This window comes from Zobellella iuensis (genome assembly GCF_016746085.1).
In the GTDB taxonomy this organism is placed as follows: Bacteria; Pseudomonadota; Gammaproteobacteria; order Enterobacterales; family Aeromonadaceae; genus Oceanimonas; species Oceanimonas iuensis.
This window is the reverse complement of the sequence record NZ_JAERTZ010000008.1, coordinates 111,454-135,683: the sequence shown is the minus strand read 5'-3', so window position 1 is coordinate 135,683 and position 24,230 is coordinate 111,454. Positions and strand designations below refer to the sequence as shown.

Here is a 24,230-nt window from a genome sequence, read left to right as displayed (position 1 = left end):
GCGAGGTCAGCGAATGCTGCCTCCAGGGTCCAACGGCCTCCCCGGTAACTGTTTTTAACTCTATCAGTTCATCTCGCTTCAACATACAAGGGTCCATTTCAATGGACCTTTCCGCCCACGGCGCCGCGTTTGGTCGAATAAATTCGACCCTACGGGTGCCGGTTACGTTGGACCCGCCGGTGGTTTGTCGTAGGGTCCATTTCAATGGACCATCCACCAACGGCGCCGCGTTCGGTCGAATAAATTCGACCCTACGGGTGCCGGTTACGTTGGGCCCGCCGGTGGTTTGTCGTAGGGTCCATTTCAATGGACCATCCACCAACGGCGCCGTGTTCGGTCGAATAAATTCGACCCTACGGGTGCCGGTTACGTTGGGCCTGCCGGTGGTTTGTCGTAGGGTCCATTTCAATGGACCTTTCCGCCAACGGCGCCGTGTTTGGTCGAATAAATTCGACCCTACGGGTGCCGGTTACGTTGGGCCCGCCGGTGGTTTGTCGTAGGGTCCATTTCAATGGACCTTTCCGCCAACGGCGCCGCGTTCGGTCGAATAAATTCGACCCTACGGGTGCCGGTTACGTTGGGCCTGCCGGTGGTTTGTCGTAGGGTCCATTTCAATGGACCTTTCCGCCCACGGCGCCGCGTTCGGTCGAATAAATTCGACCCTACGGGTGCCGGTTACGTTGGACCCGCCGGTGGTTTGTCGTAGGGTCCATTTCAATGGACCTTTCCGCCCACGGCGCCGCGTTTGGTCGAATAAATTCGACCCTACGGGGTTTGTTCCGCCCACGGCGCCGTGTTCGGTCGAATAAATTCGACCCTACGGGTTTGTTTTAGTCCAGGATAATGCCTCTGTGCTTGAGGGCCGCGATGATTTCATCGGCGGCGGCTTCGGCGCTGAGGGTGGTGGTATCCAGGCGGATTTCCGGGTTCTCCGGCTGCTCGTAGGCGGAGTCGATGCCGGTGAAGTTCTTCAGCTCGCCGCGGCGGGCCTTTTTATACAGTCCCTTCACGTCCCGATCTTCGGCCACCGCCAGCGGGGTGTCCACGTGCACTTCGATAAACTCGCCCTCGGCCAGCAGCTCGCGCGCCATGCGGCGCTCGGAGCGGAACGGCGAGATAAAGGCGGTGAGCACAATCAGGCCGGCGTCCACCATCAGTTTGGACACTTCCGCCACCCGGCGGATGTTTTCCACCCGGTCGGCGTCGGTAAAGCCCAGATCCTTGTTCAGGCCGTGGCGCACGTTGTCGCCGTCCAGCAGGTAGGTGTGGCGGCCCTGGGCGTGCAGCTTTTTCTCCACCAGGTTGGCGATGGTCGACTTGCCGGCACCGGACAGGCCGGTAAACCACAGCACCGCCGGCTTCTGGCCCTTGGCCTGGGCGCGCGCCTCTTTATCCACGTCCACATGCTGGATATGGATGTTCTGGCTGCGGCGCAGGGAGAAGTGCAGCATGCCGGCGGCCACGGTGTTGTTGGTCAGCCGGTCGGTCAGGATAAAGCCGCCGGTGTCCTTGTTGCTCTGGTAGTCGTCGAAGGCGATGGCCCGGTCCAGGCTGATGTTGCAGATGCCGATGGCATTCAGCTCCAGCTTCTTGGCGGCGGTGTGCTCCAGGGTGTTGACGTTCACCTGGTATTTGATGTCGGTGATGGTGGCGGTGACCGTTTTGGTGCCGATTTTCAGCAGGTAGGGCCGGCCCGGCAGCATGGCGTCTTCGTGCATCCACACCAGGGTGGTTTCGAACTGGTCGGCGGTTTGCGCCGGCTCATCGGCGATGGAGATAACGTCGCCGCGGGAGATGTCGATTTCATCGGTGAGGGTCAGGGTCACCGACTGGCCGGCCACCGCCTGGGGCAGGTCGCCGCCGTGCACCACAATACGGGCCACGTGGCTCTCTTTGCCGGAAGGCTGCACCCGGATGCGGTCGCCGGGCTTGATCACGCCGCTGGCCACGGTGCCGGCGAAGCCGCGGAAGTCCAGGTTGGGGCGGTTGACCCACTGCACCGGCAGGCGGAAGGGGGCCCGCTGCATGCGGGTGTCGTCCACTTCCACGGTTTCCAGGTAGCCCATCAGGGTGGTGCCGTGGTACCAGGGCATGTTGTCGCTGTGGGTGATGATGTTGTCACCCTTGAACGCCGACATGGGGATGTAGGTGATCTGCTTGAGCCCCAGTTGCTCGGCGAACTGGCTGTATTCTTCCACTATGGTGCGGAAGGTTTTCTCGGAATAGCCCACCAGATCCATCTTGTTGATGGCGACGACGATGTGGCGGATGCCGAGCAGCGACATCAGGTAGCTGTGGCGGCGGGTCTGGGTGAGGATGCCCTTGCGCGCGTCCACCATCAGGATGGCGGCATCGGCGGTGGAGGCGCCGGTCACCATGTTGCGGGTGTACTGCTCGTGTCCGGGGGTGTCGGCCACGATGAACTTGCGCTTGTCGGTAGAGAAGAAGCGGTAGGCCACGTCGATGGTGATGCCCTGCTCGCGCTCGGCGGCCAGGCCGTCGACCAGCAGGGCGAAGTCGATATCGTCACCCTGGGTGCCCCATTTCTTGGAGTCGGCCTCCATGGCGGCGAGCTGGTCTTCGAACAGCATCTTGGACTCGAACAGCAGCCGGCCGATGAGGGTGCTCTTGCCGTCGTCCACGCTGCCGCAGGTGATAAAGCGCAGCAGGCTCTTGTGCTCGTGCTGCTTCAGGTATTGCTCGATATCGGTGGCGATGAGGTCGGATTGGTGCGCCATTAGAAGTAACCCTCTTGTTTTTTCTTTTCCATGGATGCGGCGGAGTCGTGATCTATCATCCGGCCCTGACGCTCGGAGGTTTTGGTGAGCAGCATTTCCTGGATGATGGCGGGCAGGGTGTCGGCCTCGGACTCCACGGCGCCGGTGAGCGGGTAGCAGCCCAGGGTGCGAAAGCGCACCTTCTTCATCATCGGCACTTCGCCTTCTTTCAGCGGCATGCGCTCGTCGTCCACCATGATCAGGGTGCCGTCGCGCTCCACCACCGGGCGCTCGGCGGCGTAGTACAGGGGCACGATGGGAATGTTTTCGAGGTGGATATATTGCCAGATGTCGAGCTCGGTCCAGTTGGACAGGGGGAACACCCGGATGGACTCACCCTTGTGCTTGCGGGCGTTGTACAGCTTCCACAGCTCGGGACGCTGGCTCTTGGGGTCCCAGCGGTGCTGGGCGGTGCGGAAGGAGAAGATGCGCTCCTTGGCGCGGGACTTCTCCTCGTCGCGGCGGGCCCCGCCGAAGGCGGCGTCGAAGCCGTACTTGTCGAGCGCCTGCTTGAGGCCCTCGGTTTTGGTGATGTCGGTGTGGATGGCGGAGCCGTGGGTGAAGGGGTTGATGTCCTTCTCGATGGCTTCGGGGTTGATGTGCACCAGCAAATCCATGCCCAGCTTCTCGGCCATCTGGTCGCGGAAGCTGTACATTTCGCGGAATTTCCAGCGGGTGTCCACATGCAGCAGGGGGAAGGGGGGGATGGAAGGATAGAAGGCCTTCATCGCCAGATGCAGCATCACGGCGCTGTCTTTACCGATGGAGTAGAGCATGACCGGGTTTTCGGCCTCGGCCACTACTTCCCGCATGATGTGAATACTTTCGGCTTCCAGCCGTTGCAGGTGCGTCAGATTCATAATGATCCTGTTTCAACAATGGATTATGCTAATAACTAAATGTTATAGATATTCAGTATGTCCAGTTTATTTGATATATGATTACAATGATAGCCCTGCTTAAAGAGCGAGTGGTTATATATGTCAGCCTATTTGGTATTAGCATCAATCGGAGCCTTGTTGGCGCTGCTGATACAAGGACGTTTCTCACCGGCGGTGCTGTTTACCTCCTGGGCCGTGGGTTATGTGTTGCTGGGGGTGGTGGAGCAGCAGGCGCTGCTGAACAGCTTTTCCAACCCGGCGCTGATCACCCTGCTGGTGCTGCTGCTGGTGTCTTTGGCACTGGAGCGCTCGCCCCTGCTCGACCGCTTTTCCGACGCCCTGCTCAAGGGCCGGGAGTCGATGGCCAGCCTGCGGTTGATGGGGGTGACCGCCACCCTGTCCGCCTTCCTCAATAATACCGCCGTGGTGGGTTCATTGCTCGGGGTGATTTCACGCCAGCGCTATATTCCCGCTTCCCGCTTGCTGATCCCGCTCTCCTATGCCTCCATTTTCGGCGGCGTGACCACCCTGGTGGGCACGTCGACCAACCTGGTGGTGAACTCCTTCGTGGTGAACGCCGGCCTGCCGGCGCTCGGCATGTTCCAGTTTGCGGCGGTGGGGGTGCCGGTGGCGCTGCTGTGCCTGCTGGGGCTGTTGTTCAGTGCCCGCCTGCTGCCCCGCCACTCCATGCAGGACCGGGAGGTGACCCAGCCCTATTTCCTCGAGGCCCAGGTGATGCAGGGCTCGCCGCTGATCGGCAGGAGCATAGAGACCAACCAGCTGCGCAGCCTGGACGGCCTCTTCCTGCTGGAGCTGGTGCGCCGGGAGCGGCTGATTAGCCCGGTGTCGCCGGACGAGATCCTGCTGGAAGGGGACATACTGGTGTTCACCGGCGAGGTGGAGAAGGTGCAGGCGCTGCAGCGTTTTCCGGGGCTGCAGGTATTCGGTGCCCAGGCCGACGATCTGCTGGCCTCCAACCTGGTGGAGGTGGTGATCTCCAACGAGTCGGAGCTGGCCAAGCGCACCCTGCGGGAGGTGGATTTTCGCACCATGTTCAACGCCGGCGTGGTGGGCATTCGCCGCGGCCAGCGCCGGCTGACCGGGCAACTGGGCCAGATACCGCTCAAGGTGGGCGACAGCCTGCTGCTGGCGGTGGGCGCGGACTTTACCCAGCACCGCAATATCGACCGCAACTTCCATATCCTGAACGGTACCCCGCTCAGTCCCAAGCTCAGCAACCGCCAGAGCCTGTTCGCCTTTACCGGCTTCGGCGCCGTGATCGGGCTCTCCGCCCTGGGCTGGGTGCCGCTGCTGAACGGCCTGCTGATATTGCTGGCGGCGCTGCTGCTGTGCCGCATCCTCACCCTGAGCGAGCTGCGCCGGCGTTTTCCGTTTGAGCTGATGCTGATCATCGGCTCGGCCCTGACCGTGGCCAAGGCGCTGGAAAGCTCGGGCGGGGCCGCCCTGGTGGCCGACACCATGCGCTCTTTGTTCGACGGCTACGGGGTGTACGGCGCCTTTATCGGGGTGTTTTTGATCACCCTGGTGCTGACCGAAACCGTCACCAACAACGCCGCCGCCGCCCTGGCCTTTCCCATCGGCCTTTCCACCGCCCAGGCCTTCGGCGCCGATCCCATGCCCTTTATCATGGCGGTCGCCTTTGGCGCCAGCGCCTGCTTTATGGTGCCCTTTGGCTACCAGACCCACCTGATGGTGTATTCCCCCGGCCGCTATCGCATGCTGGACTACCTCAAGGCGGGGCTGCCGATAAGCCTGCTCTACTCGGCGGGCGTCATCGCCCTGGTGCCGGTGATGTTTCCGTTCTAGCTTGGGGCGCGGTCGATGTAGCACCATTAGGAATAGTTATTTAGCTGTTAGGCAACTTCCATAATGAGGTACCAGCCATCAAGGTCGTAACCCAGTCAGTAAATGCTCTGACTCGCGCAGAGAGGTGCCGGGTATACGGATAGACCATGGACATGGGCATGCTCTCCATGTGCCAATCGGCCAGCACCTCAACGAGCGCACCGCTTCTGAAATGTGGCTCGGCTTCCGCACGGGGCAGAAATGCGACACCGAGTCCTGCGATGGCCGCTGCTGCAGTTGCACTGCCGTGGTTGAAGTACATCGACGGCGGGTGATCCAGGGTGAAGCTTTCCTCACTGCGGCTAAGGGTTGGAACATAGCGTCTGCCTGTTGCTGGGAATTTGAAACCCAGATGCCGGTGCTGCGGCAAATCGGAGGGATGAGCGATCGGTGCCGAACTCCCTAAATAGGAGGGAGACGCACAGACGCAAAATCGCATCTGTCCGATAGAGCGGCACACGAGATCTTGGTCGGCAACGGGCCCGCCGCGGATTGCGCAGTCCACGCCTTCTTGGATGAGATCCACAACACGCTCGCTGCAGCCGATATCGAGGTGAATTTCGGGGTATTTGGCAGCGAAATCCGGAAGGGCGGGGATGACCAGGAGGATTCCCACCGGGGAAGGCATTTCAACTCTCACCCGGCCCCGCACTATGTTCCGGCTTTGAGAGACTGAGGCTTCCAGTTCGTCTACATCGTCGATGACCGCCCGCGCTCGCAAGTAGTAGGCCGTGCCCTCCGTGGTCGGAGACACCTTGCGCGTGGTGCGGTGCAGAAGCTTGATACCCAACAAGCTCTCCAATCCCTGCACCTGGCCTGAAACGGTGGTCTTTGCGAGGTCCAGGGACTCGGCAGCGCCACTGAAGCTGCCCACTTCAACGATGCGGCAAAATGCTCGCATCGCTTCCAAGCGATCCAAAGCCATGACTGTACGTATTCTCGTATAAACAAAACGAATTCACCAAGTTTATCCTGAAAATGCATTCCTATACAGTCCTCCCATACCACAGCACGTGGCCCTACTGACGGAGAACCTCATGAGTACCAAACGCATCAACTACTACAACGCCGCACCGCAAGCCATGAAGGCAATGCTGGCTCTGGATAAGGTCGTATCGCAATCGGTTCTGCCTTCTTCGTTGTGCGAGCTCGTGCGCATCCGCGCATCGCAGCTCAACGGCTGCGCCTACTGTATCGACATGCACTCCACCGATGCCCTGAACGCCGGCGAAACATCCCGACGCCTGATGGCCATCAGCACATGGAAGGAGACCCCGTTCTTTGATGCGCGTGAGCGTGCTGCCTTGCTGTGGACCGAAACCCTCACCCTGGTTGCCGAACAGCACGCGCCAGACGACATCTACCAAGAAGTCGCGGCCCAGTTCAATGAGCAAGAACTGTCCGAGCTGACTTTTGTCATTGCGGTGATCAACGCCTGGAACCGCTTCGGCGTTGGATTCGCAATGCAGCCGAAGTAAGGCACCTGTTTTGGTTTGGACCGCGACGACTCGTTAGCATGGAAAAGTGGACAACGGGTTACACGGGGCCCGCCGGTGGTTTGCCGTAGATCTATTTCAGTGGACTCATTCGCCAACGGCGCCGGGGTTCGGCCGAATAGATTCAATCTACGCCGTCATGAAAGAAGCAGCTTGAGCAAATCAGAAAAGTGGGTGTGTAATGGCGGTTTAAGAGCAAGGCTGTATTTATAGTCCGGTGTCGCGAACCTGACGGTGCTGCCTTTTTCAATAGCTCCCGGACCATGATATCCAGCCCGGTCGAAGCAAAGCAAAAACCGGCATATCCGCAATAAGCTGGAGCAGATGAATAGGGGAATACGGCAGAAAATTGGAGGTGGCGCCCGCCAGCCGCATCCCGGCACTCGAAGATCCTCGCCTTGGCTGCTCCCTTCCGGGCCTGACCAGGTCGACAAGGTTTCGATGCGAGAGGACCAACGGGGCCACCATCGAAGAGCGGCCAGTCTAGCAAAAACCCTTTTGAATGCAACCCCTGCCGGCGCGACTGCTGCTTTATTGCCCTGGGCCCACGGTGGACCCTACGCCGGCCCGATGCTGGCTCCTGCGGGCGGGGCGCCCGTAGGGTCGAATTTATTCGACCGAACCCGGCGCCGTGGGTGGATGGTCCCCGTAGGGTCGAATTTATTCGACCGAACCCGGCGCCGTGGGTGGATGGTCCCCGTAGGGTCGAATTTATTCGACCAAGCCCCGGCGCCGTGGGTGGATGGTCCCCGTAGGGTCGAATTTATTCGACCGAACCCGGCGCCGTTGGCGGGATGGTCCGTTGAAACGGACCCTACGGCCAAACCGCCGTCCGTCGTAGGGTCGAATTTATTCGACCGAACCCGGCGCCGTTGGCGGGATGGTCCGTTGAAACGGACCCTACGGCCAAACCGCCGTCCGTCAAGGGTCGAATTTATTCGACCGAACCCCGGCGCCAGCGGTGGTAGCGGGCCAGCCAGGCCAGCAGCCGCTGCGGGGCATGGGCCTTCTTCCACTCGCCGGCGGCGTACTTGTTGGCCTCGCTCAGGGTGGGGTAGATGTGGATGGTCGCCAGCAGCTTGTTGAGCCCCAGATTGTGGCGCATGGCCAGCACGTATTCCGCCAGCAGCTCGCCGGCGTGCTCGCCCACTATGGTCACCCCCAGTATCCGGTCCTTGCCCGGTACCGTCAGCACCTTGATAAAGCCGTGATCGGCGCCGTCGGCAATGGCCCTGTCCAGATCGTCCAGCCCGAAGCGGGTCACCTCGCAGGCGATGCCCCTGTCCCTGGCCTCGGCCTCGGACAGGCCGACCCGGGCCACCTCCGGATCCACGAAGGTGCACCAGGGGATCACCGAGTAGTCCACCTTGAAGCGTTTGAACTGGCCGAACAGGGCGTTGACGCTGGCGTACCAGGCCATGTGGGCGGCGGTGTGGGTGAACTGGTAGCCCCCGGCCACGTCGCCGGCGGCGTAGATGTTGGGGTAGAGGGTTTCCAGGTAGTCGTTGGTCTCGAGCCGTTGGTCGGTGTCGATGCCCAGTTGCTCCAGGCCGTAGCCGGTCAGCCGGGGGCGGCGGCCCAGGGCGAGCAGCAGATCGTCGAAGGGCAGCGCCACTTCCCGGTCGTGATGGCGGACGATCAGCCGCTTGCCCCGGTCGTCCTGCTCCAGCCGCAGCGGCTGGTGGCCGGTCAGCACGGCGATGCCGTCCCGGGTGAGGGATTCCTTGACCAGCTCGCTCACTTCCTCGTCTTCCTTCGGCATCAGCCGGGGGTTGCGCTGCACCAGGGTCACCTCCGATCCCAACCGGGCCAGGGCCTGGGCCAGCTCGCAGCCGATGGGGCCGCCGCCCAGTACCAGCAGCCGGCGGGGCGGGCTGTCCCGTTCCGCCAGGGCCTGCCACAGGGTGTCGCTGGTGAGATAGCCCACCGCGTCCAGCCCCGGCAGCTCGGGCACCAGGGGTTCGGCCCCGGCGGCGATGATAACGGCGCGGGTGGTCAGCCGGCGGCGGCTGCCGTCGTTGAGCCTGACCTCCACCGTCCAGGGATCGAGCAGGCGGCCATGGCCCTGCAGTACCTCCACCCCCAGGGCGGTGTAGCGCTCCACACTGTCGTGGGGCGCGACCTTTTGGATGACTTCCTGCACCCGCGCCATCACCCGTTTGAAGCTGAACACGGGCTGGGTGGCACAGAGGCCGTAGCGGTCGGCGTGGCGCATCTGGTGGGCCAGCCTGGCGCTGCGGATCAGCGCCTTGCTCGGCACGCAGCCGGTGTTGAGGCAGTCGCCGCCCATTCTGCCCGCCTCGATCAGGGTGACCCTGGCCCTGACGGCGGCGGCGATATAGGCGCTGACCAGGCCGGCGGCGCCGGCGCCGATCACGATGAGGTTGCGGTCGAAATGGCGAGGTTTCTGCCAGCCCTTATAGACCCGGCGGCGCTGCATCAGGCGGACCAGGTGGCGGGCCAGCAGCGGAAAGACACCGAGCAGGGCGAAGGATAGCCACAGGGCCGGGGAGAGGATGCCGCCGAGGGAGTCGAGGGCGGCGAGCCGGGTGCCGGCATTCACGTACACCAGGGTGCCGGGCAGCATGCCGAGCTGGCTCACCCAGTAGAAGCGGCGGGCGGGAAAGGGGGTGAGCCCCATCAGCAGGTTGATCAGGAAAAAGGGGAACACCGGCACCAGCCGCAGGGTGAACAGGTAGAAGGCGCCGTCCCTGGCAATACCGTCGTTCACCGCCTTGAGCCGGTCGCCGAACCGGTGCTGCACCTGGTCGCGCAGCAGGAAGCGGGCCACCAGCAAGGCCAGGGTGGCGCCCAGGCTGGAGGCGAAGGACACCAGCACCAGCCCCTGCCACAGGCCGAACAGGGCGCCGGCGGCCAGGGTCATGATGGCGGCGCCGGGCAGGGACAGGGCCGCCACCAGCACATAGAGCAGGAAGAAACCGGCGGCGGTAAGCCAGGGCGACCGGCCGCGCAGGGCGGTGAATTCCGCCTGGTGCTGTTTGAGCGCCTCCAGGGTCAGCCACTCGTGGCCGCCCAGGGCGAAGAAGAGCAAGGCGAGCGTCAGTAGCACCAGCAGCAGGATAAGCTTTTTCATTTGGGCTCCTTGTGCCGGCGCCAGGGCTGGGTCAGCAGGCGGCCCAGCCGCAGCTCGGCCGGATCCTGGAAGTCGTTCAGCCCTATGGTCATGCGCCGGTGGCCCGCCTCGGGCTGGGCCCGGTAGGTGCCCAGCAGGCGATCCCACCAGGGCAGGTTGAAGCCGAAGTTGCTGTTGGTTTCCCGCGGGATCACCGAGTGGTGCACCCGGTGCATGTCCGGGGTGACCAGCAGCAGGCGCAAGCCGGCATCGAGCCGGGGCGGCAGCCGGACATTGCCGTGGTTGAACATGGAGGTGGCGTTGAGCAGCACCTCGAACAGCAGCACCGCAAGCGGCGGCGCCCCCAGCAGGATGACGATGCCCAGCTTGATCCCCATCGACAGCAGTATCTCCAGCGGGTGAAAACGCAATCCGGTGGTGACGTCGATGTCCGGATCGCTGTGGTGCATGCGGTGCAGCCGCCACAGCCAGGGCAGGGCGTGGAACAGCCGGTGCTGCAGGTAGATGAGGAAGTCCAGCACCAGCAGGGAAAGCGGCAGGCTGAGCCAGAGCGGCAGCGGCCACAGCTGGAACAGTCCCCAGCCGCGCTGCTCCGCCAGCAGGGCACCGCCCACGGCGGCGAGCGGAAACAACAGCCGCAGCAGCAGGGTATTGATGGCCACCAGCAGCAGGTTGGCCGGCCAGCTGCGCCGGCGTGGATAACGCCGGCTGCGGCGCGGGGCGAGCACTTCCCACAGCATCATCACCAGCAGCACGCCGGCGAAGGCGGCCAGCCGGAGCAGGGGTTCCTGGGTGAGCACAGGGTCCGGCATCGGGGCCTCGTCAGCGGTTGAACAGGGCGGCGCCCAGCCACTGGGAGGGCAGCCAGAACAGATCGTCGGGCTCGTCGATGTCGCGCAGGCATTCGCCCTGGTAGAAGCTCCAGCCGAGTTCGCGGATGCGCACCCGGGTGAGTTCGGCGACCCGGTCGGTGCTCCAGGGGATGTCCTCGAACAATCGGGGGGAGAAGCGGCGCAGGCCGAGCAGGGCGTAGCCGCCGTCGCAGGTGGGGTGGAACATCGCTTCGCACCGGCCGAGGCGGCGGGCGGCCGCCTGCAGCAGGGCGGGGTTGAGGTGCGGGCAGTCGGTGCCGATCAGCAGTAGCCGCGGGTTTTGTTGCAGGCCGCGCCGGGCCGCCCGGGCCATGCGCGCGCCCAGGTCACCCTCGCCCTGGTCGCTGAGCTCGATATGGGCGGGCAGGGGCACATTGCGCCAGGGCGGCCGGTCCGGCGCCGGACTGGCGCACAGTTCCACCGGCCCCAGGGCCGCGGCCCGGCAATGGGCCAGGGTCGAGAGCAGCATGCGCCGGGCCAGGCGCGCCGCGCCCTCGGCCCCCAATGCCGGGATCAGCCGGGTCTTGGCCAGGCCGGCCAGGGGCGCCTTGGCGAACACTATGATGCGGGTGCTCATCGGTAGGCCCTCGCCAGCGAGGCCGGGTCGGCGCCCCGCCAGTAGGCGAAGCGCAGCCGCCACATCAGCCAGATGGTGCGCAACAGCCCCCGGCTTTCCCAGCGCCGGCCGGAGGTGTGCGCCTTCAGCCGGAGGCAGGCCGGCGGCCCCAGCCGCTTGAGCCGCTTGCTGAGCTCGATGTCCTCCATCAGCGGTTGCTCGGGAAAGCCGCCGATGGCCTCGAAGCTGCTCCGGCGCACGAAGATGGCCTGATCGCCGGTGGCGATGCCGGTCAGCCGGGAGCGCAGGTTGATAAGCGCGGCCACCAGCGTCAGCAGGGGGTGGCGGCCGGAAATGGTGATGTCAAAGCGGCCCCAGTGCCGGCGGGTCAGGGCCTGCTCCACCGCCGGCAGGGCACCGGGCGGCAGCCGGGTGTCCGCGTGCAGGAACAGCAACAGCTCCCCCCGGGCCAGGGCGGCGCCGGCGTTCATCTGCCGGGCGCGGCCGGGGGCGCTGGTGACGACCTTGGCACCGGCCCGGCGGGCCAGGGCGACGGACAGGTCGTGGCTGCCGCCGTCCACCAGTATCACCTCGGTCTGGCTGCCCCGCAGCGGCAGCGCGGCCAGGGTCCGGGGCAGGATGGCGGCCTCGTTCAACACCGGCATGATGATCGACACCTTCATGACGGCTCCTTGTGCAGGGCGCCGCCGCAGCTGCTGCCCTGGCCGGCGGTGCAGCCGTAGCAGTGCTCGGCCACCCGGATGGGCTGGCCGTCCAGCTCGCGGTGCAGCAGATCGCGCAGGTGCGGTCGGCCCGCGCCGGGCAGGCGCAGCCCCAGTTGCTGGTTGAAGTCGCAGTCGTACAAATGGCCCTGCCAGTCCACACTCACCAGGTTGCGGCACATCAGCCCCGGCAGGTTGGCGGCGGAGAAGTTTTCCTTCAGCAGGCGCAGGTAGTCGTGGAACTGGCGCTTGCTGAGCAGGTAGTCGCCGAAGCGCTTGATTGGCATGTTGGCCAGGACGAACAGCCGGTTGAAGCGGACGCCGAAATGTTCCCCCAGCTCGCGCCGGTAGTCGGCTTCCAGCGCCGCCTGGGGCGGCGGCAGGCTGGGGCCCTGGGGATTGTAGACAAGGTTGAGTTCGAGCCCGGAACCGGGCTGGCCGTACCCCAGCCGGTTGAGTGCCTGCAGGGCGAGAATGCTCTTGTCGAAGGTGCCCTTGCCCCGCTGCCTGTCCACATTTTCCATGGAATAGCAGGGCAGGGAGGCCACCACCTCCACCCCCTGTCCGGCCAGGAACCCGGCCAGGTCGTCCTGGCCCGGCTCGAACAGTATGGTGAGGTTGCAGCGGTCGATCACCTTCACCCCCAGGGCGCGGGCGGCGGCTACCAGCGCCCTAAAGCCCGGGTGCAGCTCGGGAGCGCCGCCGGTGAGATCCAGGGTCGACAGCCGGCGGGCCCGCAGCACCTCGGGGATCAGCGCCAGGTTGTCCTCGTCCATCATCTCGGTGCGGTGGGGGCCGGCGGCCACGTGGCAGTGCACGCACTTCATGTTGCACTTGTAGCCCAGGTTCACCTGCAGGGTATCGAGCCGGTGGCGGCGGATGGCCGGAAAGTCGGTCAGATCCAGCAGCGGCAGGGTGTCTCTCATGGCGGTTCTCCAGGGATGGCAAGGGGCAAGCCAGGGCGCGCCGTGCTTGCAGCCGGCGCGATTCCGCTTTGTCTAAAGCTTATACCCTGCGAGCGGCAAAGATCTTTCAGGCTGTTTATCCGGCGCTATCCTTACACTGGTCGGCGAGGTTAGCGAACGGCTGCAATAACGCGGCTTCCGGTCGGCGCCAACCGGATAGGGAGAGGGGCATTGCTGCTCCCAGAACCAACGAGGTCCGCCCATGAGCCAATACCATGTTTTTACCCCCGAGCACGCCATCGACTACGCCCGCCGGTACGGCCCCGGCTTCGACACCGCCGCCCGGCTGTCGGCGGCGGAGGTGGGCGACGGCAACCTCAACCAGGTGTTCCGGGTGGTGGATGACGCCCGCGGGCGCAGTGTTATCGTCAAGCAGGCGTTGCCCTACATCCGCTGCGTGGGCGAGTCCTGGCCCCTGACCCGGGATCGGGCCAGGATAGAGGCGGGGGTGCTGCGGCGCCATGGCGAGCATTGCCCCGAGCACACGGTGGCGCTGCTGCACCAGGACGCCGGGCTCTCGGTGCTGATGCTGGAGGATCTGTCGGCGTGGCGACTCTGGCGCCAGGCCCTGATGGCGGGCGAGGCGCCGGCGGAAACGGCGGCCCGGCTGGGGCATTACCTGGCCCGGGTGCTCTATCACGGCTCAGATTTTCACCTGAGCTCCGCCGCCAAGCGGGCCGAGATGGTGCGGTTCAGCAACCCGGAGCTGTGCGCCGCCACCGAAACGGTGTTCTTCGACGACCCCTATCACGACCATCCGCGCAACCAGATCGCGCCCGCCCTGCGCCCCCTGGCCGAGCGGCTGTGGCAGGACGGCCCCCTCAAACGCCGGGTGGCGGCGCTCAAGCACCGCTTTCTGTGCGATGCTCAGGCCCTGCTGCACGGCGACCTGCACACCGGCTCGGTATTCGTGACCGAGGGCGGGCTCAAGGTGTTCGACGCCGAATTCGGCTGTTACGGCCCCATGGGCTTCGATCTGGGCTCGGCCATCGGCAACCTGCTGCTCAACCACTGCGGCCAGCCCGGCCTGCACCCGGGGGAAAAGGGGCGGGCAGAGCAGCGGCGGCGGCGGGAGGAGGTGCAGGCCCTGTGGCAGCGGTTCCACGACGACTTCACCGCCCTGGCGGCGGGCTGCGCGGATCCGGCCCTGGCCGAGCCGGGCTATGTGGCCGACTTTCTGGCCCGGGTGTGGCGGGACAGCCTGGGCTATGCCGGCACCGAGCTTATCCGCCGCACCATCGGCATCGCCCAGGTGGCGGATCTGAACGGCATCGAGGAGGAGGCGACGCGGCTCGCCTGCCAGCGCACCGCCCTGACCCTGGGACGGGCACTGATCCTCGAGGCCGACACCCTGGCCGGCGGCAAGGAGCTGGCGGCGCTGGTGGCGGCGTGCAGGCAGCCGTCCGGGGAGAATTAACGAAACCAGCTGAGCGGCAGCCATGGAGACAGTTTGTCGGGACGTAGGGATACGCCCGATGGTTTGCCCACTACCACGATACCTACAGGATGATGCGCCTTGCCGACATGCCCGCCGTCGAGGTGATCACAATGCCCTCCGGCGGTCTCGCCATCATTATGGCAAGGTGTATTTTTTGTTTTAAAAGTGCAAAGTAAGTGTTATTAATCATTCTGCATTTATGTGTGTATAAATTCAGATAAGGATGTTTGTGATGACACTGACCAAGACACTGCCGGCGGTTTTGCTGGGCTCGGTGCTGGCGGCGCCGGGCCTGCAGGCCCAGCAATCGACAACCCAAGAGGATACCATGACCCTTTACGCCAGCCTGGGCGAGCAACTGCTGCATTATTCCCTGGATACCCGGACCGGAACCCTGGCCGCGAGGGGGCAGCCGGTCCTGCTGCCGGCCAACCTGCAATTTGCCGTGGCCGACCGGGAGGGCCGCTTCCTCTATACCGTCTCCAGCAACGCCGGCTCCGGCACCCTGGGGGCCAGCGGCGATACCCACCTGCTCGGGGCCTTTAGCATCGACGCGCACAGCGGCAGCCTGACTCCCTGGGGGGAGCCGGCGGTGCTGCCGGAGCGGCCCATCCACCTCACCCTGGATCACGGCGGCGAGTACGCGCTGACCGCCTTCAACCAGTCCGGTACCCTGAGCGTGCACAAGCTCGACGAGGAGGGCGGCATAGGCCCGCAGGTAGCCCAGGCCGGGGCGCCGGATGCCGGTATTTTCACCCACCAGGTGATGGTCACGCCGGACAACGGCACCGTCGTCGCCCTGGCCCGGGGCAATGACGCCATCGGCGAGCGGGCGGAGGAGCCGGGCAGCGTCAACAGCTTCCGCTTCGAGCAGGGGCAACTGACCCCCTTGTCCCGGGTGGAGATGGCGCCCGGGCTGGGGCCGCGCCATCTCGCCTTCCACCCCGACCGGCCCTGGGTTTATGTGGCGATAGAGCGGGGCAGCAAGCTGTTCATGTATCCGCTCACCGCGGGTGGCACCCTGGCGCCGGAGCCTTTGTACCGCAAGGAAGCGCTGCGCGACATGGCCAACGAGCACCGCCATCGCCAGAAGGGGGGCGTGCTGCAGTTCCACCCCAACGGCCGCTATCTCTACGTGGCCAACCGCGCCGATGGGGAGAAGGTGGTGGGCGACAAGAAGGTGCTGGCCGGCGGCGAGAACACCATGGCGGTGTTCCGGATCGATCCGCACAGCGGCGAACCCGAGCTTGTCCAGCATCTGGACACCCAAGGGATAGAGGCGCGCACCTTCAAGGTCGATCCCAGTGGCCAATGGCTGGTGGTGGCCAACCAGAAGAGCCTGTGGGTGGAGCAGGGCGACGAGCTGGCGTGGCTGCCCGCCAATTTCGCCGTGTTCCGCATCGCGCAGGACGGCACCCTGAGCTTTGTGCGGAAATACGATATCGACGATGCCGGGCGCTGGCTGCTGTGGATGGATATTATCCCCGGGCCCGCCGCCGGTTAGGGCACCGCGCATGGTGGCCCCTACGACGGGGTCAAAGCTCGATATTTTTTATATGGCCGGCTTCCTGCAGCAGGTGTTCGCAGCGCGCGGCAATCAGGGCATCGAAACGGCGCAGATAGTCCCGCTCCTCCGCTGTGCCGGCCAGCGCTTGATGCCCTTGCCGCACCTTGCTCAGTACCTGGGTCGCCAGCCGTTTCAGCCGGGTGGCGACCAGGGCCCGGGGGAGGTGGCAGCTTGCGGCAAAGTCGGCCAGCTGATAGGCATATATTGTGCTGGCGTCGAATTCATCGCCGAGGGCCATGGCCATTTCCTGTTCAAATTCCGGGTACATGGCGATGTTCACCAGATCGTAGAAAGGCGCCAGGGTGATGCCCTGCCGGCCAACATAAAAACTGACGTTCTTGCCATGGGCGTCCTGGTTGAAGAGCAGCAGGTTGAACAGCACCCAGTCCAGCAGCAGCTGCCGGCTTTGGGCGGGATTGGAACAAGCCCCGGCAAAGGCGAACAACCTGGGCAGGCTGGCGCCGTCCCGGATGTGGGCGACATCCCTGGCGTTGCCGAAGTTGCGTTCATACTTGTGCTCCGGTGGCAGATTCAGCGCCTGGCAGCCGTCGATAACCTGGCGTCGCAGCACCTTGCCCGGCGCGAGCCATTGGCGATCGAAACGGGTCACCAGGAGTGCCGGATGATGGCCAAACCGGCGTAGCGCCACTTCGGCCACCGGCAAGCCGCAGGCGTTGGCCAAGCGCATGGTGACGTATTCGTTCAGTACCAGATGGGTGTATTTTTGTTGTTCAAATTTGAGCAGATGGGTCGAGCACAGGGCGCCTTCGCCAAAGCTCAACTCTCCCTGCGGGTTGACCACCACGTTGATTTTATCCTGCACTCCGGCCACCGACAGCCTGGGTTTGCCATCCCATATCACCAGGCCGTAGTGCTTCCTGTTATCCAGGCGCTGGCTCAATTCCTGCTCGGACAAGGGTCTTTCCATGGCCGCTTGCGGCCATGACTGCTCCGGTGGCAGCAGGACCAGGGCGCCGGGCGTGTCGGCGCCCAACGCCCGGATCAGGCCAAAGGTGTTGTGCCTGCTCAGGTGGAAGCCGGCGAGCAGCTCTTCCAGCGGATTTCCTTCCGGCAACAGGTTGCGCAGAAAACGGTGAACATTGACGGCAGCAATGGGGCCGGCCAGCGGCAGATGGGGGGACACGGCAAAGCCCTGCTGCTGCCAGCCGGGGTAATATTGCCACACCAGGGTGTCTTCTTGCAGGAGCAGCCGGGCAATGGGATGCTCGGCCAGATAAACGATGAGTTCACGTCCAGTCATCGGACGCCTCGTGCCAGGGCGCAATCGATAACCGGATACCCAGGCCGGCACAGACCTGCAGTATGCTGCCGAGCTGGGTCGTCTCCTGGCCATGCTCGATTTTCATCAGGGTCTGTTTGGCGACCCCGCACAAGGCGGCGGCGTCTTCGAGTCGCAGCCCGCTCTGGGTGCGGCGGGCGCGGATGGCCTGACCCAGTAGCTCGGCGCTGAATGGCGCCTGCAGATCGGGGGTATCCAGTGGCCTGACCTGTTTTGCCATTAATAATCCTATTAGTGCAGGAGTATAAGGATGATGGCAGGAGTATAGGATAATAATCCTACTTGTGCAGGATTATTTAAAAGGGAAGGGGGCATGGGTCTATAAAAACCAGGGTGGCAGGATTTTATAGCGGGACTTTGTAGGGTCGAATTGATTCGACCAAACCACCGCACCGGTGGTGGGGTGGTCCACTGAAGCGGGCCCTACGGTTGGGGCTTTCGACGGATGGCGGGGGCACGACCCTACCGTCGGGCTACCCGGCCTTATTTGCCCTTTTCGCTGATTTCCGCCAGGTATTCCTCGCGCAGCTGCAGGATCGGCGATTTTTCGGCGAAGGAGCCGCTCAGGTGGCGGCGCATCAGGTGGGCCGCTTCCAGGTTGTCGCCCCGCTCCACCAGCTCGATCATCTGCACATGCTCTTTGCACTGGCGGTACATCCGCTGGCGGTTGACCATGGCCCGGTATTCCAGCAGCCGGCGCATCTTGTTGAGCTGCACCAGTATCATGTGGTAGATGGGATTGCCGGACAGCTTGATGAACTCCTCGTGGAAGTGCACCCCCGTCTTGATCAGCACGTCCGCGGGCAGGGTTTCGATGCCGCCGTCGAGCAGCTCCTGCTGGTCTTTTTTCAGCTTTTTCAGTTTCTCGGGATCGTGCCGGTAGCCGGGCTCCAGCAGGGCGGCGGGCTCGATCAGCGCACGCACCTTGTAGATCTGCTCCAGGGTTTCCGGCGTCTTGGCCACGTTCAGGAAACGCCAGCCATAGCCTGGCTTCTGCTCTGCCCAGCCGACCCGCGATGCCAGGTTCAGGATGTCGATCACCTGCACCTTGGTCAGGTGGTAGCGCTGGCGCAGGAACTGCTCGGTCACCTCTTCGGGAATGGCGTCGTTGAGCCAGTCTTCCGCCATCCGGTAGTATTCTTCCGGCTCTTCCAGGGAGACGAGCCTGTCCTTGTCCGCCAGGGGTTCAACGGGCGGATCGATGACGAAAAAGCCCCGGTTGGGCAACTGCTCCAGGTAGCCTTGCTCGGCCAGCACCATCAGCGCCTCGCGGGCGGGGGAGCGCGATACCTGGAAGTCGTCGGCCACTTTCTGCCCGCTGAGGTGGCTGCCCACGCCCAGCTCGCCCAGCTGTATCCTCTGTTTGATGGTGGCGACGATGCGTTGTACTAGGGTGCTTGAGCTCATAATCCGGTTACTTGGCGTTGAAGGAAAAGGTGGGACGGCGTCGTCCTGAGGGGGTCGGTAGCTGCGTCCGTTCGCACCCGGCCATTATTGCCAAAAAGGGGAGCGAACACCAGCCGGCCCGGCAACAAAGCCGGGCCAAGTGACTGATGGACATGGCACTTGCGAGTCCGGCGCGGCGTCGAGCCGCCGTCGTCATCCCGCGCCGCCCCCCGTGCTCGGGGTATCGGGAACCCGGATGTTGAACTGCCCGACCATGCCGTTCATGTCGGCCGCCAGGGCGGCGAGGCCCTGCGCCGCCTCCCGGGTCTGGGCCGCTCCCTGCGCCGAGCGGCTGGACAGCTGGCGGAGATTGTCCAGGTTGTGTTCCACCGCGCTGGCCGTCTGCACCTGGGCCACCACGGCCTCGGTGATCAGGCGGTTGTTGGTGTTGATGTCGTCGTTGGCGGTGAGGATCCGTGCCAGCAGCTGCTGGGTATGGGCGGCCAGCTCCAGGCTGTGATGGGTTTTTTCGCTGCTGTTGCGCATCAGCTCCACCGCCGCGCCGGTACCGCCCTGGATCCGGCTGATCATCCCTTCTATCTCGCCGGTCGAATGGGCGGTGCGTTGCGCCAGGGCCCGCACCTCGTCCGCCACCACGGCGAATCCCCGGCCGCGGTCGCCGGCGCGGGCCGCCTCGATGGCGGCGTTGAGGGCGAGCAGGTTGGTCTGCTCGGCGATGTGGTTGATCACGTCCAGCACCTTGCCGATGTCCTGGGCCTGGGCGGCCAGTTGCTCCACATGGCGGTGGCTGGCCTGCAGATCCCTGTTCAGGGCGCTGATGGCGGCCAGGGTGCCGTCCATGCTGCGCCGCCCCTGGTCGGCCAGCGCGCGGGAGTTTTCCGACAGCGCCAGGGTCTGCTGGGCGTGATGGGCCACCCGCTCGACGGTGGCGCTCAGTTCGGTGACCGCGGACGCCGCCGAACCGATCTCCCGGTGCTGTTGCTGCAGGTCGTCGCTGCTTTCATCCGTCGCGGATTGCAGCTGGCCCGCGGAAACGGCGAGCCTGGTAGAGGTGCCGGCCAGTTGTTGCAGGGCATGGAGCAGGCTCTGTTGCATCTTGCCCAGTGCCCGCAACAGGAAGGCCGCCTCATCGCGCCCGCTCTGGTCGATGGGTCGGGTCAGATCCCCGGCGGCGACCACGCCGGCGATGTCGGCCGCCTCGCGCAGCGGCTGGACGATGCTGCGGATCAGCAGCCAGGCCACCACCAGGGTGCCGGCGCAACTCAGCAGCACCACCGCCAGCACGCCGTTGAAGGCATCCCGAAACGCCAGGTGCGAACGCTCACCGGCTCCGTCGGCGCCGGTCTGGGCGGCCGTCGCCAGGGTCTGGAAAACGCCCGCCATCTGGTCGTAGGCGTCCCGGACCAGCAGCAGGTAAAGGGCGGCGCCTTCCTTGTCGCCGCCGCGGGACAGGGCCAGCAGCTCCCGGCTGATCTGCTGGTAGGTGTTCAGGCTGGTGGTAAAGGCGGCCAGCTGCGCGACCTCCCGCTCGTCCTGCAGCAGGGCGGCGTAGTCCGTCATCAGGTCCCGCAGCCGGCTCAGCTGGCGGGCCGTGTCGCCTTCGTACAGCGCCATTTCCTCCTCCCGCGGGGAGAGGATATGCAGCATGGCGCCCATGCGGTAGCGGTTGAGGGCGCTGTCGGCGTTGGCGAGCAGGCTCACCCGTTGCAGCCAGTTGTCCTTGATATCCAGCCCATGCCGCTGCAGCCGGTCCATCTGCACCAGCGCGAAGGCGCCCAGCAGCATGCCGAGCAGGGCGATGATGGCAAAGCCGAGCAGGGCCCGATGGGCAATCCTGAGTTGTCGTAGCAAATGCACAAGCCGCTCCATTAGTTTGTTGACAACGTCGTCTGAGGTCGTCGATGAGGCCGGACAAAGGGCCAACTCCGTTCCCTTTGTCCGTCCGTTTTGAGATAGGCGTTGTCTTTATTGGCATCTGGTCTGCAACCATGTGTCATGGGTGGAGACTTCCCTGTCATAGGTATCATCGGCCAGCCATATAGGCCGCGAGCCAGCCCAGTCCGGCTTCCGTGCCGTTGCGCGGGTGATATTCGCAGCCGATCCAGCCTGGGTAGCCGCGCCGCTCCAGCAGGGCGAACAGGGCGGGAAAGTCCAGGCGGCCGGTGCCGGGCTCGTGCCGGCCCGGGTCGTCGGCCACCTGCACATGGCCCAGGCGCGGCCACCAGGCGTCCAGCAGGGCGAGGGGATCGCCGCCCAGCCGGCTGGCGTGGTAGCTGTCGAAGATCAGCGCCAGGCCGGGGGAGTCGATGGCGTCGAACAGCCACTCGGCCCGTTCGAACCGGCTCATAAAGTAGCCGGGGGCGCTGGCCTCGCCGATCACCTCGATCAGGCTCTGGATGCCCTGATCGGCGAAAAACGCCACCGCGTAGCGGATGTTGTCCAGGTAGGTTGTGGCGTCGGCCGGCTCATCCGGCCCCGCGCAGCCGGACATCAGGTGCAGGCGGCGGCAGCCCAGGCGGCGGGCGTAGTGCAGGGCCTGGTGCAGGCTTTCGCGAAATTCCTCCTTGCGCCCGGCCAGGGCCGCCAGCCCCTTGCCGTCGCCCATGGGGGTGGCGAACTGCACCAGCTGCAGCTGGTGGCGGGCGAGCAGTTCGGCCAGCTCGCCGGCATCCTGCTCATAGGGGGAGGGGAACTCCACGGCGCGGTAGCCGGCGGCCGCCGCCGCGCCGAAGCGCGCGAGAAAAGGCACTTCCGTGAACTGAAAACCGAGGTGGGCACTGAAGTTGAGCATGGCGGCTATCTCCTCTGGGCGGTGAGGGCCTGGCGCATCCCCAGCACGGCGCTGTCGGTGGTGGCGAGCACGGGCACGGCACTGACCGCACGCACGGCCGGCAGCGCCGAGACCATGGAAAACTGGGCGAAACAGATAATGTCGACGCCTTCGATGCGGGCCGCCATCTCGGCCAGCAGGGCGTCGTGGCGTGGGGCATCCCCCGCCCGCAGCGCCTGCATGGCCTCGGGGCAGACGAAGGCGCTGAGCTGAAGCGATTTGCCGACGGCGGCCGCGTGGGCGTGGAACTCCTCGCTCATGGAGCCGATGGAGGGCTCGAAGCTGGCCAGGATGGCGATGCGCCGGGCCTGGGCCACGGCCTCCTCGATCATGGCCTGGTTGGGCTTGAGCACCGGGATGGACAGGGCCTGCTGGCATTGTTCGATGGCCTCGCCGAAGGCCGAGCAGGTGAACAGGATGCCGTCCGCGCCGGCGCCGTCGGCGTAGCGGGCCAGCGCCAGGAAGCGTTCCCGGAGCGCGGCGGTGAGCCGCCCTTCGGCGGCCAGATCCCGCGACAGGGCGTCTTCCAGCAGGTTGGCCAGCTCCGCCTCGGGCCAGAGCCGGGCGAAGGCCTGGTTGATGGGCTCCACGGCGACCGGGGTGGCGTGGATCAGAAAAATACGGGGTGCTGTCATCGTCATCGCTCCTGGGGTCACTGGTCGGCGGGGGTATCGAGCACGATAACCCCGTCTTCGTCGGCGTAGATCCGGTCGCCGTCGGCGATGGGCTGGCCGCCGATGTCCACCGCCAGGCCGACCTGGCCTTCGTCCCGCTTGACCGACTTGCGCGGCGAGGTGCCCAGCGCCTTGATGGCGATGTCCAGCCCGGCGAGGGCCGCCTTGTCGCGGATGCAGCCGTTGATGATCACGCCCGCCCAGCCGTTGTTCAGCAGATCTTCCGCGATCACGTCGCCCAGCAGGGCGCAGCGGTGGCTGCCGCCGCCGTCGACCACCAGCACCCGGCCTTCGCCCGGCTGCCTGCTCAGCGCCTTGATGCGCGAATTGTCCTCGAAGCATTTCACCGTCACGGCGGGGCCGGCGCAGCGGGCGCGGGCGCCGAAGTCGATAAGGGGCAGCGCCACTACGCGCGCCTGGTCGCCGTGCTCGTCACAGAGATCCGTGGTGTTGAATGTCATTTTCCCTCCTGGGTCATTGCGGTTGGTCGAATCGTTAAAAGAGTTGCCTATATTGGATTTGTATGCAATAAAATGCAATATGTTCGTGGCGTGGAACGGAATCCATCTCCCGTTTGTGTGATGAACATTTCATTTTTACGTGCAACCAGGCAGATGTCCCATGGTTGACCGGGTCATTCGCGGAGCTTGACGCCGCGGCAATCGACCCCGCCATGGACAGCCTGAGACCAACCCATGTTAGGAGAGTGTGATGCGAATTCTGGTTCTTCCCTGTGATGGTATCGGCCCCGAGATTGTCCAGTCGTCCATGTCTGTGCTGCAGGCGGTAAACGGCAAGTTCAACCTGGGCCTGCAGTTCGATTACGACGACGTGGGCTTCAAGAGCCTCGAACAACACGGCACCACCCTGCGCGACCAGGTGCTGGAAAAAGCCAAAACCTACGACGGCATCATCCTCGGTACCCAGTCCCACGCGGATTACCCCGCGCCGGAACAGGGCGGGCGCAATGTGTCGGCGGGCTTCCGTATCGGGCTGGATCTCTACGCCAACGTGCGCCCGGCCCGCACCCGTCCCTTCCTGGCCTCCAACATGAAGGAAGGCAAGCGCATGGATCTGGTGATCATGCGCGAGGCCACCGAGGGCTTTTACCCGGATCGCAACATGACCCGGGGCTGGGGCGAGGTGATGCCGAGCCCCGACATGGCGCTGTCCACCCGCAAGATCACCCGCCACTGCAGCGAGCGCATCGCCCGCCGGGCGTTCGAGCTGGCCATGAAGCGCAACAAGAAGGTCACCGCCATCCATAAGTCGAATAGCTTCCACATGACCGACGGCCTCTTCCTGGAGTGCGTGCGCGACGTGGCCAGGGACTTTCCCGAGGTGGCGCTCGACGATCTGCTGGTCGATGCCTCCACCGCCCACCTGGTGCGCAGCCCCGAGCGCTTCGACGTGCTGGTGGCCACCAACTTCTACGGCGACATCATCAGCGATCTGGCCAGCGAGCTGTCCGGCAGCCTGGGCCTGGCCGGCTCCATCATGGCCAGCGACACCCACTGCTGCGCCCAGGCCCAGCACGGCTCCGCCCCCGACATCGCCGGCCAGGACAAGGCCAACCCGGTGTCGATGATACTGTCGGTGGCCATGCTGCTGGACTGGATGGGCGAGCACCACGGCAAGCCGGCCCTGTCGGACGCGGCCCGGGTCATGGAGCAGGCGGTGGACCGGGTGCTGGAGGATCCCGCCCGCCGCACCGCCGATCTCGGCGGCCGGCTCGGTTGCCGCGCCTTCGGCGAGGCGGTGGCCGAGGTCATCAACGGCTGACGG

Annotated in this window: 20 protein-coding genes and 1 other RNA gene; 5 read left to right on the top strand and 16 right to left on the bottom strand. The window is 64.9% G+C overall.

Annotation, left to right across the window (positions count from 1 at the left end; all coding sequences use genetic code 11):
* Nucleotides 1-830: 830 nt before the first annotated feature.
* Together cysN and cysD are read right to left on the bottom strand one after the other, a co-directional pair.
* The gene (gene cysN, locus JKV55_RS03540; RefSeq protein WP_202082366.1) at nt 831-2,738 is read right to left on the bottom strand and encodes a sulfate adenylyltransferase subunit CysN; all 1,908 of its coding nucleotides are present in this window, start codon (nt 2,736-2,738) and stop codon (nt 831-833) included.
* Nucleotides 2,738-3,637, bottom strand: a complete 900-nt coding sequence (gene cysD / locus JKV55_RS03535) for a sulfate adenylyltransferase subunit CysD (protein ID WP_237332639.1) — start codon at nt 3,635-3,637, stop codon at nt 2,738-2,740. Before cysD ends, cysN begins: the two co-directional genes overlap by 1 nt.
* A gap of 159 nt (nt 3,638-3,796) precedes the next feature.
* Between cysD and JKV55_RS03530 the strand changes: the two genes are divergently transcribed.
* Nucleotides 3,797-5,485: an SLC13 family permease gene (locus JKV55_RS03530; RefSeq protein WP_237332638.1), complete on the top strand. Its 1,689-nt coding sequence runs from the start codon at nt 3,797-3,799 to the stop codon at nt 5,483-5,485.
* A 40-nt stretch (nt 5,486-5,525) separates the two neighbouring features.
* Here JKV55_RS03530 and JKV55_RS03525 read toward each other — a convergent pair whose 3' ends face one another.
* A complete protein-coding gene (locus JKV55_RS03525; RefSeq protein WP_202082364.1) occupies nt 5,526-6,449 on the bottom strand; it encodes a LysR substrate-binding domain-containing protein in 924 nt (307 codons plus the stop codon).
* 112 nt (nt 6,450-6,561) lie between these two features.
* On the opposite strand from JKV55_RS03525, the gene JKV55_RS03520 reads away from it, so the two are divergent.
* On the top strand, nt 6,562-7,002 hold the full coding sequence (locus JKV55_RS03520) for a carboxymuconolactone decarboxylase family protein (RefSeq protein WP_202082363.1): 441 nt from the start codon (nt 6,562-6,564) through the stop codon (nt 7,000-7,002).
* 378 nt (nt 7,003-7,380) lie between these two features.
* Here JKV55_RS03520 and ffs read toward each other — a convergent pair.
* The 6 genes from ffs to arsS form a co-directional block, all read right to left on the bottom strand.
* An RNA gene (gene ffs, locus JKV55_RS03515) (signal recognition particle sRNA small type) lies at nt 7,381-7,478 on the bottom strand.
* Nucleotides 7,479-7,954: 476 nt separating this feature from the next.
* Entirely contained in the window at nt 7,955-10,114 is a 2,160-nt protein-coding gene (locus JKV55_RS03510; protein WP_202082362.1) for a dihydrolipoyl dehydrogenase family protein, read from the bottom strand.
* On the bottom strand, nt 10,111-10,926 hold the full coding sequence (locus JKV55_RS03505; RefSeq protein ID WP_202082361.1) for a sterol desaturase family protein: 816 nt from the start codon (nt 10,924-10,926) through the stop codon (nt 10,111-10,113). The genes JKV55_RS03510 and JKV55_RS03505 overlap by 4 nt, the downstream gene beginning before the upstream one ends.
* A gap of 10 nt (nt 10,927-10,936) precedes the next feature.
* Nucleotides 10,937-11,563, bottom strand: coding sequence for a TIGR04282 family arsenosugar biosynthesis glycosyltransferase (locus tag JKV55_RS03500; protein ID WP_202082360.1), 627 nt, complete (start codon nt 11,561-11,563; stop codon nt 10,937-10,939).
* Complete coding sequence (locus JKV55_RS03495; RefSeq protein WP_237332637.1) at nt 11,560-12,225, bottom strand: TIGR04283 family arsenosugar biosynthesis glycosyltransferase; 666 nt, start codon at nt 12,223-12,225, stop codon at nt 11,560-11,562. The genes JKV55_RS03500 and JKV55_RS03495 overlap by 4 nt, the downstream gene beginning before the upstream one ends.
* A complete protein-coding gene (gene arsS / locus JKV55_RS03490; RefSeq protein WP_202082359.1) occupies nt 12,222-13,190 on the bottom strand; it encodes an arsenosugar biosynthesis radical SAM (seleno)protein ArsS in 969 nt (322 codons plus the stop codon). Before arsS ends, JKV55_RS03495 begins: the two co-directional genes overlap by 4 nt.
* Before the next feature lie 241 nt (nt 13,191-13,431).
* On the opposite strand from arsS, the gene mtnK reads away from it, so the two are divergent.
* Together mtnK and JKV55_RS03480 are read left to right on the top strand one after the other, a co-directional pair.
* The gene (mtnK, locus tag JKV55_RS03485; RefSeq protein ID WP_202082358.1) at nt 13,432-14,646 is read left to right on the top strand and encodes an S-methyl-5-thioribose kinase; all 1,215 of its coding nucleotides are present in this window, start codon (nt 13,432-13,434) and stop codon (nt 14,644-14,646) included.
* A gap of 253 nt (nt 14,647-14,899) precedes the next feature.
* Nucleotides 14,900-16,171, top strand: a complete 1,272-nt coding sequence (locus JKV55_RS03480) for a lactonase family protein (protein WP_202082357.1) — start codon at nt 14,900-14,902, stop codon at nt 16,169-16,171.
* 31 nt (nt 16,172-16,202) lie between these two features.
* Here JKV55_RS03480 and JKV55_RS03475 read toward each other — a convergent pair whose 3' ends face one another.
* The 7 genes from JKV55_RS03475 to rraA all read right to left on the bottom strand — a co-directional run bounded on the left by JKV55_RS03475 (nt 16,203) and on the right by rraA (nt 22,906).
* Entirely contained in the window at nt 16,203-17,495 is a 1,293-nt protein-coding gene (locus JKV55_RS03475; RefSeq protein WP_202082356.1) for a HipA domain-containing protein, read from the bottom strand.
* Nucleotides 17,482-17,754, bottom strand: a complete 273-nt coding sequence (locus JKV55_RS03470; RefSeq protein ID WP_202082355.1) for a helix-turn-helix domain-containing protein — start codon at nt 17,752-17,754, stop codon at nt 17,482-17,484. Before JKV55_RS03470 ends, JKV55_RS03475 begins: the two co-directional genes overlap by 14 nt.
* Before the next feature lie 263 nt (nt 17,755-18,017).
* Entirely contained in the window at nt 18,018-18,941 is a 924-nt protein-coding gene (locus JKV55_RS03465) for a GntR family transcriptional regulator (protein ID WP_202082354.1), read from the bottom strand.
* A gap of 192 nt (nt 18,942-19,133) precedes the next feature.
* On the bottom strand, nt 19,134-20,798 hold the full coding sequence (locus JKV55_RS03460) for a methyl-accepting chemotaxis protein (protein ID WP_202082353.1): 1,665 nt from the start codon (nt 20,796-20,798) through the stop codon (nt 19,134-19,136).
* A gap of 166 nt (nt 20,799-20,964) precedes the next feature.
* On the bottom strand, nt 20,965-21,732 hold the full coding sequence (locus JKV55_RS03455; protein ID WP_202082352.1) for a hydroxypyruvate isomerase family protein: 768 nt from the start codon (nt 21,730-21,732) through the stop codon (nt 20,965-20,967).
* Between the two features lie 5 nt (nt 21,733-21,737).
* Entirely contained in the window at nt 21,738-22,406 is a 669-nt protein-coding gene (locus tag JKV55_RS03450) for an aspartate/glutamate racemase family protein (protein WP_202082351.1), read from the bottom strand.
* A gap of 17 nt (nt 22,407-22,423) precedes the next feature.
* Entirely contained in the window at nt 22,424-22,906 is a 483-nt protein-coding gene (rraA, locus tag JKV55_RS03445; protein WP_202082350.1) for a ribonuclease E activity regulator RraA, read from the bottom strand.
* Between the two features lie 250 nt (nt 22,907-23,156).
* Between rraA and JKV55_RS03440 the strand changes: the two genes are divergently transcribed.
* Entirely contained in the window at nt 23,157-24,227 is a 1,071-nt protein-coding gene (locus JKV55_RS03440) for an isocitrate/isopropylmalate dehydrogenase family protein (RefSeq protein WP_202082349.1), read from the top strand.
* Nucleotides 24,228-24,230: the final 3 nt, after the last annotated feature.

Bases quoted from the DNA above. Each gene is read 5' to 3' on its own strand.
- JKV55_RS03495 (WP_237332637.1), bottom strand. From the start codon at position 12,225: ATGAAGGTGTCGATCATCATGCCGGTGTTGAACGAGGCCGCCATCCTG.
- cysD (WP_237332639.1), bottom strand. From the start codon at position 3,637: ATGAATCTGACGCACCTGCAACGGCTGGAAGCCGAAAGTATTCACATC.
- JKV55_RS03520 (WP_202082363.1), top strand. From the start codon at position 6,562: ATGAGTACCAAACGCATCAACTACTACAACGCCGCACCGCAAGCCATG.
- JKV55_RS03510 (WP_202082362.1), bottom strand. From the start codon at position 10,114: ATGAAAAAGCTTATCCTGCTGCTGGTGCTACTGACGCTCGCCTTGCTC.
- cysN (WP_202082366.1), bottom strand. From the start codon at position 2,738: ATGGCGCACCAATCCGACCTCATCGCCACCGATATCGAGCAATACCTG.
- JKV55_RS03440 (WP_202082349.1), top strand. From the start codon at position 23,157: ATGCGAATTCTGGTTCTTCCCTGTGATGGTATCGGCCCCGAGATTGTC.
- JKV55_RS03465 (WP_202082354.1), bottom strand. From the start codon at position 18,941: ATGAGCTCAAGCACCCTAGTACAACGCATCGTCGCCACCATCAAACAG.
- mtnK (WP_202082358.1), top strand. From the start codon at position 13,432: ATGAGCCAATACCATGTTTTTACCCCCGAGCACGCCATCGACTACGCC.
- arsS (WP_202082359.1), bottom strand. From the start codon at position 13,190: ATGAGAGACACCCTGCCGCTGCTGGATCTGACCGACTTTCCGGCCATC.
- rraA (WP_202082350.1), bottom strand. From the start codon at position 22,906: ATGACATTCAACACCACGGATCTCTGTGACGAGCACGGCGACCAGGCG.
- JKV55_RS03470 (WP_202082355.1), bottom strand. From the start codon at position 17,754: ATGGCAAAACAGGTCAGGCCACTGGATACCCCCGATCTGCAGGCGCCA.
- JKV55_RS03475 (WP_202082356.1), bottom strand. From the start codon at position 17,495: ATGACTGGACGTGAACTCATCGTTTATCTGGCCGAGCATCCCATTGCC.
- JKV55_RS03480 (WP_202082357.1), top strand. From the start codon at position 14,900: ATGACACTGACCAAGACACTGCCGGCGGTTTTGCTGGGCTCGGTGCTG.
- JKV55_RS03450 (WP_202082351.1), bottom strand. From the start codon at position 22,406: ATGACAGCACCCCGTATTTTTCTGATCCACGCCACCCCGGTCGCCGTG.
- JKV55_RS03455 (WP_202082352.1), bottom strand. From the start codon at position 21,732: ATGCTCAACTTCAGTGCCCACCTCGGTTTTCAGTTCACGGAAGTGCCT.
- JKV55_RS03505 (WP_202082361.1), bottom strand. From the start codon at position 10,926: ATGCCGGACCCTGTGCTCACCCAGGAACCCCTGCTCCGGCTGGCCGCC.
- JKV55_RS03500 (WP_202082360.1), bottom strand. From the start codon at position 11,563: ATGAGCACCCGCATCATAGTGTTCGCCAAGGCGCCCCTGGCCGGCCTG.
- JKV55_RS03525 (WP_202082364.1), bottom strand. From the start codon at position 6,449: ATGGCTTTGGATCGCTTGGAAGCGATGCGAGCATTTTGCCGCATCGTT.